The organism is Pedobacter sp. (genome assembly GCF_035566355.1).
GTDB lineage: Bacteria > Bacteroidota > Bacteroidia > Sphingobacteriales > Sphingobacteriaceae > Pedobacter.
Genome location: NZ_DATMRL010000449.1, coordinates 1 through 10,716, shown reverse-complemented (window position 1 = coordinate 10,716; position 10,716 = coordinate 1). Strand labels below are relative to the sequence as shown.

6 protein-coding genes and 1 riboswitch are annotated in these 10,716 nt (G+C 41.4%); of the genes, 5 read left to right on the top strand and 1 reads right to left on the bottom strand.

What is annotated here, in order from left to right; translation table 11 throughout:
• The 5 genes from VNZ46_RS17355 to VNZ46_RS17335 all read left to right on the top strand — a co-directional run.
• Positions 1-2,083, top strand: a 2,083-nt coding sequence (locus VNZ46_RS17355) for a glycoside hydrolase family 38 C-terminal domain-containing protein (protein ID WP_325561306.1), incomplete at its 5' end; no start/stop codon positions are given.
• Positions 2,084-2,101: 18 nt separating this feature from the next.
• The gene (locus VNZ46_RS17350; RefSeq protein ID WP_325561305.1) at positions 2,102-4,453 is read left to right on the top strand and encodes a hypothetical protein; all 2,352 of its coding nucleotides are present in this window, start codon (positions 2,102-2,104) and stop codon (positions 4,451-4,453) included.
• A gap of 25 nt (positions 4,454-4,478) precedes the next feature.
• Positions 4,479-6,428 (top strand): DUF1565 domain-containing protein, encoded by a 1,950-nt coding sequence (locus tag VNZ46_RS17345; protein ID WP_325561304.1) that lies wholly within the window; start codon positions 4,479-4,481, stop codon positions 6,426-6,428.
• Between the two features lie 220 nt (positions 6,429-6,648).
• Positions 6,649-8,166 carry a glycoside hydrolase gene (locus VNZ46_RS17340; RefSeq protein ID WP_325561303.1) on the top strand — a complete coding sequence of 506 codons (1,518 nt, stop codon included), beginning with the start codon at positions 6,649-6,651 and terminating at the stop codon, positions 8,164-8,166.
• A gap of 189 nt (positions 8,167-8,355) precedes the next feature.
• A complete protein-coding gene (locus VNZ46_RS17335) occupies positions 8,356-9,237 on the top strand; it encodes a polyphosphate kinase 2 family protein (protein ID WP_325561302.1) in 882 nt (293 codons plus the stop codon).
• 5 nt (positions 9,238-9,242) lie between these two features.
• On the opposite strand, the gene VNZ46_RS17330 is transcribed toward VNZ46_RS17335, so the two are convergent.
• Positions 9,243-10,445, bottom strand: a complete 1,203-nt coding sequence (locus tag VNZ46_RS17330) for a serine hydrolase (RefSeq protein WP_325561301.1) — start codon at positions 10,443-10,445, stop codon at positions 9,243-9,245.
• Between the two features lie 67 nt (positions 10,446-10,512).
• A riboswitch (cobalamin riboswitch) is annotated at positions 10,513-10,712 on the top strand.
• Positions 10,713-10,716 lie beyond the last annotated feature (4 nt).

The window sequence follows — 10,716 nt, the reverse complement described above, 5'->3', positions numbered from 1 at the left end:
GACAACAGTAACGGCTTTGTCTAAAGGCGGGGTTCGGTATTTTTCGAGTGGTCCTAATTTTATGGGCGAAAATCATCCATATCTGGGAGATAGGGCCGGGTATTTTGTTAAAACCTGGGGAGATAAGCCGGTTTGGTGGGCGTCCCCTTCTGGCGAAGAAAAGGTTCTGTTCTGGACAGGTGCGAAAGGCTATTCATCGTGGCATGGAACGGCTCCCGGGGGTATATTTAAACGGGGTCCTGGTAAAATTGCAGCTTATCTGAATGAACTGGATAAGAATAATTATCCTTATGAAATGGTGCAATGGCGCTATAATGTGGTTGCAGATAACGGGCCAATTGATACGGCAATTTCTCGTTTTGTCGATCAATGGAATCAAAAATATTCCTCTCCTAAAATTGTATTGAACACAACAGACAAAATGTTTAAGGAGTTTGAGCAGAAGTATGGATCTCAGCTTCAGGTAGTAAAAGGAGACATTACTCCATATTGGGAAGATGGAGCAGCGTCTACGGCCGCAGAAGAAGGAAAAAACAGAGTAAATAGTTTGCGTTTGCAACAGCTGACCACACTCTATTCCATGTTAAATCCAAAGCAATATAGCAATGAGAGGTTTTATGAGGCCTGGAAAAATATCATTATGTTTCATGAACATACCTGGGGCGCCCATAACAGTATCACGGAGCCCGATGTTCCTTTTGTAACTGAACAATGGCGCATTAAGAAGCAATTTATGCTCGATGCAGATGAAGAGATTCATTCCCTGGAGAAGGATTTGTTGCAAGCCTTCAACACTACCAAGTCAAGAAAAATCGCTGTTTTCAATACCTTGTCATGGAAGCGAAGCGGGCCTGTTGTCTTGCCGGCTGGCACTAAGGCTAACGCAGTCAAGGACGCAGCTGGTAAATTACACCCGATCCAAAAATTGAGCAATGGAAGTTATGTGTTTATTGCGCAGGATGTTCCATCTTTAGGAACAGCATTTTATGAGCTCTCGGATGCAGGGGTGCCAGGGGCAACCTCTAAACTTCGGCTAACTGATCAAACGCTTTCCAACGGGAATGTAAGCGTGCAATGGGATAAAACAAATGGTAGCTTGCTGAAGCTAAACCTCAATGATGATTTTAATTATGCCGGTGTTTTTAACCGTCAGGGATTAAACAGTTACTGGTACGTAGCAGGCCTAAACCCTGCTGATGCGGCTACAAATGCTGATGTGCAGGTAAAGGTAGTGGAAAATGGTCCGGTGCTGAAGTCTGTCAGCATGGTGGCCTCAGCCCCAGGTACCAATAAACTTGAGCGAAGAATCAACTTGTACGCAGGAAGCAGTGAAATTGAAGTTGAAAATATAGTGGACAAAAAATCGATCCGTAATAAAGAAGCTGTTCATTTCGGATTTCCTTTCCATGCATCTTTTGATCAAACAGTAGTCGATGCCGGTTATGGTAGTATGCGCTACCTGACCGATCAGTTGCCTGGCTCAAACATGGATTATTTGTACGGGAGGAGATGGCTGGATGTAAATTCATCAGATAAAGGTGTCCAGTGGATGCTGCTTGAGGCGCCCCTGGTTGAACCTGGTGCTATGATCGATGAACGGCATACAGTACCTCCAGGTCATAAAGAATGGAAAAAAGAAGGTGCCCCAACTTCAAATTGGTTCAGTTATGTAATGAATAACTATTGGCATACCAATTACAAAGCCGATCAGGAGGGGACAGCTCGTTTTAGCTATGCATTAAGACCACATGGTCAGTTTAGCTATTCTGAAACTGAAAAAATGGGAATGGAATTTACTCAACCCTTATTGGCATTGCCAGTCAATGAATCTGTGTTCGTTAACGGAGGGTTATTTGAACTGACCGATAATCATATTGTGGTGACCAGTGTAACGCCTCAGCAGGATGGAGGCTTTATGATTCGACTTTACAATCCCGAAACACTACCTCAACAAACCAGAATTCAATGGCATAGTATAAAGCCATCGCAACTTGTGGATAGAAATAGTGGAAAAGTATTTCAAGCGAATGAAACGATCACTTTAACTGGGATGGGGGTTATGGATCTGATGTTCAAAAAATAGTTGTAAACCAAAAATAATATGAAAAAAATTGGCTTTCTTTTTATCATCCTGATCCAATACCTCAGCGTTTCGGCACAAGAAATAGGTCTGAAGAGCGCAGGTCTGAACCTGAGTTTGTCTGCCAGGGGGCAACTGACTACATTGTCGAATCCTGTTTCGGGTAAAAATTATTTAGCAATGGGTGAGAAAGCTCCTTTGCTTAAAATCAGGGTTGGTGATAATTGGTATGAACCCACAGATGCGACTTTTAAGTCGGGAATTATTTCACTTCTTTATCTGCCTGTAAAAATTACGGCTCAGGTAAAGGTGGTTCAGAAAAAAACACATTTAACTTTTGAACTGATTAAAATCGACGCGAATGATAAAGTGAATGCTGTTATATGGGGACCTTATCCAACAATAATCAGTAAAACTATTGGCGAAGTTGTAGGTGTAGTTCGTGATGGTGTATACGCTGTCGGTATCCAGGCCTTGAACCCAAAAACCCTTGGTGGTGTTTTGAAAAATTCTGAAGGATCTGTAGAAACAACCGGATCCCGTGGCTCTACAGCTGTAGCGCAAACCTATGGGAGTAGTTTGCAGGCTTTTAGTTTGGATCGTTCAGTGGATAGAAAACTAACCGTCTGGGGGCGTCCGGAAATGCCTGTACAGGCAATTCCCAATGAAACAACATTGGGCTCAAAAATTGCACTGTTTGGCTGTGCTGAGCCAGAGGTTTTGTCGCGTATAGGTGCAGTTGAATTGGCAGAAGGTCTTCCTCATGCACTGATCAATGGTGTTTGGTTTAAGCAGTCGCCTGAAACCGGAAGGGCTTACCTGATTTCTGATTTTGATGAAAAGACGGTAGATGCGATGTTGGATTATACGCAACAAGCGGGCCTTGCTTCACTTTACCACGAAGGGCCATTCCAGTCCTGGGGCCATTTTATTTTGGATCCAAAGTCTTTTCCGAATGGCATTGCCGGTATGAAAATGTGTGTGGATAAAGCGACAAAAAAGGGCATCCGGATTGGGGTACATACCTTGAGTACCTTTATCAATACCAATGACCCTTATGTATCCCCCATTCCTGATCAGCGCCTTTCGATAACCGGTTCATCAGTTCTGACCGAAAATATAAGTACTACAGCAGGTGAAATGCCGGTGGCTTCCGACCAATACTTCAGGGATATCAAATCCAGCACACTGCATGCGGTTAAAATTGGAGATGAAATCATTCGTTTTAGAGCGGTTTCTGCACAAGCTCCTTATAAGTTATTGGATTGTCAGCGCGGGGTATTTGGTACAAAGGCGTCTGATCATTCTAAAGGGGAAAAGGCAGGGATGTTGTTCGATTATCCTTATAATACCCTTTTTCCAAATTTCGAATTGCAGCAGGAAATAGCAGGCAATTTGGGCCGTTTCTTTAACCAGACCGGTGTTTCACAGATGGATTTCGATGGGCATGAGGGTTGTTTATCATCGGGAGAAGGGGATTACGGGATACAGATTTTTGCCGATAAAGTGATTAAAGATACGAAGCATACCCTGGTTAATGGAACCAGCCGGTCCAGTCATTATTATTGGCATCTTTGTCACTATTGGAATTGGGGAGAGCCATGGTATGGGGGATTTCGTGAGTCTCAGGGTGATTTTCGTTTAGAAAACCAACCCTTTCTGGAGCGCAATTATATGCCTAATATGTTGGGATGGTTTTTACTTTCTTCTACAACTACAGCAGAAGATATCGAATGGATGATGGCTCGTGCGGCCGGTTACAATGCTGGTTTTGCCTTGGTTGCCAGATATAAAAATCTTCAAAAAAATCCAAATACCAGCCAATTACTGGCTTTAGTTAAGCTTTGGCAGGAGGCCTACAGATCAAAAATTTTCTCGGAAGATCAGATTGTCCGATTGAAAAATCCGGAAAATGATTTTCATCTGGAAAGAAATCAACAGGGATGGAAATTGTACCCATTTAAGAAATACAAATTTGAACACGAGAAAAAAGTCCTTCAACCAGGAGAACCAACTTTTTCGCAATGGGAATTTGCAAATAATGATGTTGAACAACCACTCAATTTCACGTTAACTTTTATGGGTAAAGAAGGAAGTATTAGCAATCCATGGATAGAAATTGACGGATATTTCAAATTGGAATTACCCGGTGAATATGAAGTCGGAAATTCAGTTGTTTGCGATGGAACGCAGATTAAACTGTACAACAAAAAAGGTGGTTTTGTAAGAGATATTGCCTTGAAACAAGCGATCCCAAGTCTTAAAACCGGAAAACATGTCCTGAAATTTGATTGCGGATTTCCTGAGGAAAAGGAATTATCCAACCGGTTCATTGTTAAAATGCTTGGTAATGCAGAAACTATTTCAAAATAACAACATATAAACTTAAGATTCTGATATGCGAAATTTACTGTTTCTATTTTTTGTGTTTGCAACTTTGAGTTTGCTGGCGCAAATTCCGGCTGCAACAAAATTATCCGAACGGGGTAAAGAATATCATGTATCGGTAAGTGGCAATGATACAAACGACGGGAGCAAAGCAAAGCCATTTAAGACCATTTCAGCTGCCGCCAATGTAGCGATGGCAGGTGACGTGATTACGGTTCATACCGGAGTTTATCGTGAGCAAATTACTCCCCCGCGTGGTGGCAATTCAGAAGAGAACCGAATTGTTTATCAGACCGAAAAAGGAGAGAAGGTTGAAATTAAGGGCTCGGAGATTGTAAAAGGTTGGAAAAAGGCAGAGAATGATACCTGGGTGGTGAAAATACCGAATAGTTTCTTCGGGAATTTTAACCCCTATAGTGATTTAATCCATGGCGATTGGTACTGGCCACCTAAGGGTAGCAGGTTTCATACCGGAGCCGTGTATCTTAACGGCGATTGGTTGATGGAAGCCCTGTCGAAGGAAGAAGTAGACCAAACAGCTGAGGAAAAGAAACCCCTCTGGTGGGCAAATGTAGATGCGGAAAATACCACCATCTGGGCCCGGTTTAAGAATGTAGATCCCAACAAAGAAACTGTCGAGATCAATGTTCGTCAAAAGATTTTTTATCCTGAAAAGCCCTTTACCAATTTCATCACTGTTAGAGGCTTTACCATGGAACATGCAGCCACCAATTGGGCACCACCTACAGCAGAACAGATGGGCCTGATTGGTACGAATTGGAGCCGGGGCTGGGTTATTGAAAATAATATTATCCAATATTCAAAATGTGTGGGTATTGCATTAGGTAAATACGGAGACGCTTTCGATAATAAAGAAACCGAATCGGCAGAAGGTTATGTGGGTACCATCAACAGGGCATTAAAATTTGGGTGGAACAAAGGGACAATTGGCGGACATCTGGTGCGCAACAATACAATAGCCTATTGCGAACAAACAGGCATTGTGGGGAGTATGGGTTGTGCGTTTAGTATCGTAGAGGGGAATACTATTCATGATATTCATGTCAGGAAATTATTTGATGGTGCGGAAATGGCGGGCATAAAATTTCACGGTGCAATAGATGTGCAGATCCGCAACAATCATATTTATCGTACCAATATGGGTATATGGCTGGATTGGATGGCACAGGGTGTGCAGGTGAAAAGCAATTTAATGCACGAAAACGGGTTGGATATCTTTTTGGAAGTAGACCACGGACCTATGCTGGTGAGCAATAATATTCTATTGTCTAAAACCAGTTTGCTGATGAACTCCAGTGGCGCTGCATTTGTGCATAATATATTTGCTGGAAAAATGGATGTTATTTCCTATGATAGTCGGTTAACGCCTTATCATAAGCCCCATTCCACCTACGTGGTTGCACTGCATGATAACCCTGCTGGCGATATTCAGTTTGTGAACAATTTATTTGTGGATGGTGGGAACGCCGGTCAATACAAAAAGAACATCCTGCCGGTAACTTTTGATGGAAATGTCTATGTAAAAGGTGCAATAAGGGCAATTTCGGGTGATAAACAAAGAAGTTTTGGTGAGATCAGTGCCGAGGCTAAAGAGAAGATGAAAAACGTAAGAGATAAGGATGCGGAGGAAAAGAATTTTATTGCTGATGAAAATTTTGATGCAGGTACAAAACTGACAACAGAAGGTCATAACGTGTTTTTGGAAATCAGATTGGATAAAAGCTGGCTAAGTCAACAAAAAAGGAAACTGGTTACCACAGCATTATTAGGCAAGGCAGTTGTTCCCAATTTGTTGTTTGAAAATACAGATGGCTCAAAAATAAAAATTGACACGGATTTTTTGGGTAATCAAAGAAACCTGGCCAATCCTTCGCCAGGTCCTTTTGAGATTACAAGGAATGGAAAACAAAAGATAGATGTATGGCATGAGCAAAGGTGATTTTCTCACCCGATTGAAAATTTGAGTATTTTCTAAAAGTTTAGATGATATGAAATAGTGGAAGAAAAAGTATCAGAATAGGAGAAAAAACCATTCAAAAGATACTTTGCCTTCCACTAATTTTATGTCAAACCTGGAGCTGGAGATTTAATTCCATAGACTGGTTGGTTAGAGTAGCTAATTTTTTTCTAAATATAAATTAACTAAAAAATCAATTTCTATGACGTTTAAAACAATTAACATCTCCTTGCTTGCGATGATTGCGCTTGGGGCTGCAAGCTGCAAAAAGAATTCTGCAGAGGAGCTGATCTCAAAGGAACAGCGTCTTAAAATGTCTGCAAAGACATCAACAACGGCTGCTCTTGCAGGTGGCGCAGACATTACTTTGAACTGGGACCAAACCTACCAGCGTATTGATGGTTTTGGAGCATTTGGAGGTCGTATCGTCCCATTTTTTGAATCTTCAAAACGGGATAGCATTATGGGGTATCTATGGGGCCAACAGGGCTTACAGTTAAACATTGTCCGGGGTAAAGTACTGCACACGTATGCTTTTAATAAGCAAACAGGTGTAGTCACTATTAAGCCTGCAGGGACAGATATCAATGTTGATGTAACCAGCAGTGCTTATACTTCTCTTACAGATGTTCAGAAAGAACAATTGGGACAATTATGGATCCTGAAAAAAATAAAGGAAAGGTACCAGGTCCCAATCACTATTGCCAGTACCTGGACTCCGCCATTGTCGATGAAGACCAATACCAGCAGTGAGAGTGCTAAAGGATTTAATGGATTAAATTTTAACACCAGTTCTACTGATTTTGCAAATTACCTGGCGGGTTTTGCAAAAGCGTTTCAAACTGAAGGTGTGAACTTTTATGGAATATCTCCTTGTAATGAGCCTGAGAATGTATTTTCAGACTGGGATGCGTCTTACTGGAATTCCAGCCATCTCGGTCAATTTGTAACCAATAACCTCAGACCAGCCTTGAATCAGCAAGGATTAAACGGTACAAAGATCATCTCTTCAGAAAATGCAGCATGGGGAACGGCTAATTCTTTCCTCGCTGGTATGGATAAAAGTAATGTGGATATTCTCGCCGGACATGGTTACGTCGAAATGGGGGATCTGATTTTAGGTAAACGGGGGCTGAACCAGAACCCGGTGACCTGGAATTATGCAACTGGAAACAGACCGGTCTGGATGACAGAAACATCTGATGATAGTGGTAATTATGATAACACGATTACAGGTGGGCTGAAATTTGCGACGAGTATGCATAAGTTTATGTCAGAATGCAACGTAAATGCCTTTATCTACTGGTTGGGCATGCTGGCCATCAGAAACAATGAATCTTTAATTTGTACCAATGGTGATGGTTCTCTGGATTTTCCAAAGACCTACGATGTCATGGGGCAATTCTCCCGCTATGTACATGCCGGATATTTCCGGTTCGGGGCAACGGTGCAGAACAATTCAGACCTTAAGGTCTCTGCTTACAAAGATCCGGCAACAGGTAAATTCAGCCTGGTCGCTATTAATCCTGGTACACAAAGCATAACGACCACCCTGCACCTTCAGGGATTTTCGGCCGGAACATTAAACAGTTATCAAACGACAGGAACCAGTAGCGCGCATTGGCAGCAAGGCAGCCCACTTACAGTGGCGTCAGATGGCAGCTTTACTTTAACTATCCCCGCGCAGAGCGTAATTACTTTTACAGGTCAGAAAAACTAATTTAGAAAAACGGATTGCTCTCGTTAATAAGAGGCCGGTAGAACGAATCGTTTTGCTGGCCTTTTATTTCATCAAGTTACCCCTGGTCTTTTGAATTAATTACTGAAATTTTAGTATTATTGAGATGAGCATCCTTTTGTTTTAAAAGCGCATCATCTTTTAAAATATAAAAGATTTAAATTCTACCCTATGAAGAAAGACATTGAAAAATATCTCGCAGAGCCTGGAACTAAGATATCTCTTAAAAACTATTCAACCAGTTATTCCGGAAAATTAGATAAGGAGGACGGATTAATGGAGCTTCAGGAGGTAAAAGATAAACTGGACGATTTTCAGGAAACCTTATATGCGGCAAATTCCCATTCCCTGCTTGTTATTTTTCAGGCGATGGATGCTGCAGGAAAGGACAGTGCTATAGAGCATGTGATGTCTGGATTAAACCCACAGGGTTGTCAGGTCTACAGCTTTAAAACACCAAGTGCAGAAGAGTACAGTCACGATTTTTTATGGAGGCATTATAAGGCCTTGCCTCAAAGCGGAAAAATTGGCATCCATAACCGTTCTCATTACGAAAATGTACTGGTATGCAAAGTTCATCCCGAGTATATCCTTGCAGAGAATATTCCTGGTTATACCGATGTCAAAAATATAGATAAAGATTTCTGGAAGAAACGTTACGAAAGCATCCGGAATTTTGAACAACATGTGAGCAGGAATGGAACTGTGATCCTGAAATTCTTCCTGTATGTTTCTAAAGATGAGCAGAAAGCACGTTTTCTGGACAGGATTAAAGACCGTACAAAGAACTGGAAGTTTTCAGAGGGGGATATTGTAGAGCGTCAGTATTGGGATAAATATATGGAAGCTTATGAAGAGGCAATCCAGGAAACCTCTACAAAAGAAGCACCCTGGTTCATTATTCCTGCAGATAAAAAGTGGTATACCCGTTTGGCCATCAGTCAGATTATTGTTGATACCCTGGAGAAAATGAAGCTTGAATTTCCGGTCTTGCCAAAAGACAAGACCGAAAAGTTGAAAGACATAGAAAAACGTTTACTGGAGGAGAAATAAGTGATTTATTTTCTGCCCAGTTCATAGGCGTAAATCATTTTGCCCAGGTTTTTCATGAAAGGATAACAGATGGTCTCATACTCGTATTTTCCATCGTTGAAGATGCCGTCTTCATTAGATTGAACCACTGCTGTCAAAAAGAATTCGACCTGATGTTTGGTGTCTTTGAAATAAGCATTGTCGATGATGAAGCCGTACGAATCGCCATATTTATTAAAGATTTTGAGATCGGGCTGGAGTTGCGCATCTTTTTCTCGTCCGTAATACAACATTTTAGCATAGGTTGGCCAAAATTCTTTCGGATCATATTTGGGGTAATCACTTTCTGTAGGCAGTTTACTCATATAAGTATAGATCAGCTTATAATTTGAAGGGCTAAGGTGAAAACGTTCATTTGCCGGATAGGCTTCCGGTGCAATCAGCCTTTTCATTAAAGATTGTTGATCAGCAACAGAGAAGGCGTTTTTGTTTTCAAGGCTGAATGGCTTATTGACCAGGTGCTCACTGCTGTCTAAATAGGCTTTTCCCATGAGCGTGTTACCGAGCTGCAGTGGATATTCTTTAGGGTCATATTGCGCTGGCTGACTGTAGACCAGCTGTTCTCCGTTATAGAACCGGATGGGATTGGTGTGCTTGGCAGGTTCTCCTGAATCTCCTATAGCCAGCCGGTTTAATATCCGGCTGTTCTTTAATCCATACTTCTTTAATTTGGCATTGATTTCTGCTCTGCCAATAAATTCAAACAGTCGGTTAAAAGCATCATTATCACTGGTGAGCAGAATTTTTTTGATATAATGTTCCAAAGAGGGCAATCCGTTTTCAGCCGTCAGATCTTGGCGTACTTTGGTTTGGCCCTGGTAACTGCTGTCTGTAAACATCGTACTTTGTACAGTTAGACCTTTTATCTTCAAATCGTTCAGTTTCTCTAACGCGAATATCACTGCGGCGAGTTTAACTGTACTGGCCGGATAGAAATAATGGTGTGCATTGAGGTTATAACTAAAGGACTTAAAAGTAGGTTTGTTGTTTTTATTCCTATTGATCTGAGTATACAGTACCTGAACTTCGTGCTTTTGCGGATGATCCAGAACAGTTGAAAACAATTCTGGTTTGGATTCCATCATTTTTTTTAAAAATACAGTGTCTGTTCGCTGTGCCATGGTATTCAGGCTAAGTATGCCGAGTAAAAAGGTGATGTTTTTAAACATATTGAAGGTCTATTGATCCTTTAAAGATAACAAAATGAGATTTATTTGCGAAGGCTCACAAATTTGATACCTTTGCAGCGCTTTTGGTTCCTGGTATTGTAGAATTTCAGGATTAAAAGGGAATATGGTGTAAATCCATAACTGTCCCGCAGCTGTAAGCTTCAAAACGGGGGTCTAATTCTCCGCCACTGTTTAAACATAGGTTTAAATGGGAAGGCAAGACCACCGGAAGTAAGTCAGAAGACCTGCCACCAGCATTAGAATTTCATAG

What these genes read in the sequence shown, in the direction of transcription:
- VNZ46_RS17350 (WP_325561305.1), top strand. Translation starts at nt 2,102, where the DNA reads ATGAAAAAAATTGGCTTTCTTTTTATCATCCTGATCCAATACCTCAGC.
- VNZ46_RS17345 (WP_325561304.1), top strand. Translation starts at nt 4,479, where the DNA reads ATGCGAAATTTACTGTTTCTATTTTTTGTGTTTGCAACTTTGAGTTTG.
- VNZ46_RS17340 (WP_325561303.1), top strand. Translation starts at nt 6,649, where the DNA reads ATGACGTTTAAAACAATTAACATCTCCTTGCTTGCGATGATTGCGCTT.
- VNZ46_RS17335 (WP_325561302.1), top strand. Translation starts at nt 8,356, where the DNA reads ATGAAGAAAGACATTGAAAAATATCTCGCAGAGCCTGGAACTAAGATA.
- VNZ46_RS17330 (WP_325561301.1), bottom strand. Translation starts at nt 10,445, where the DNA reads ATGTTTAAAAACATCACCTTTTTACTCGGCATACTTAGCCTGAATACC.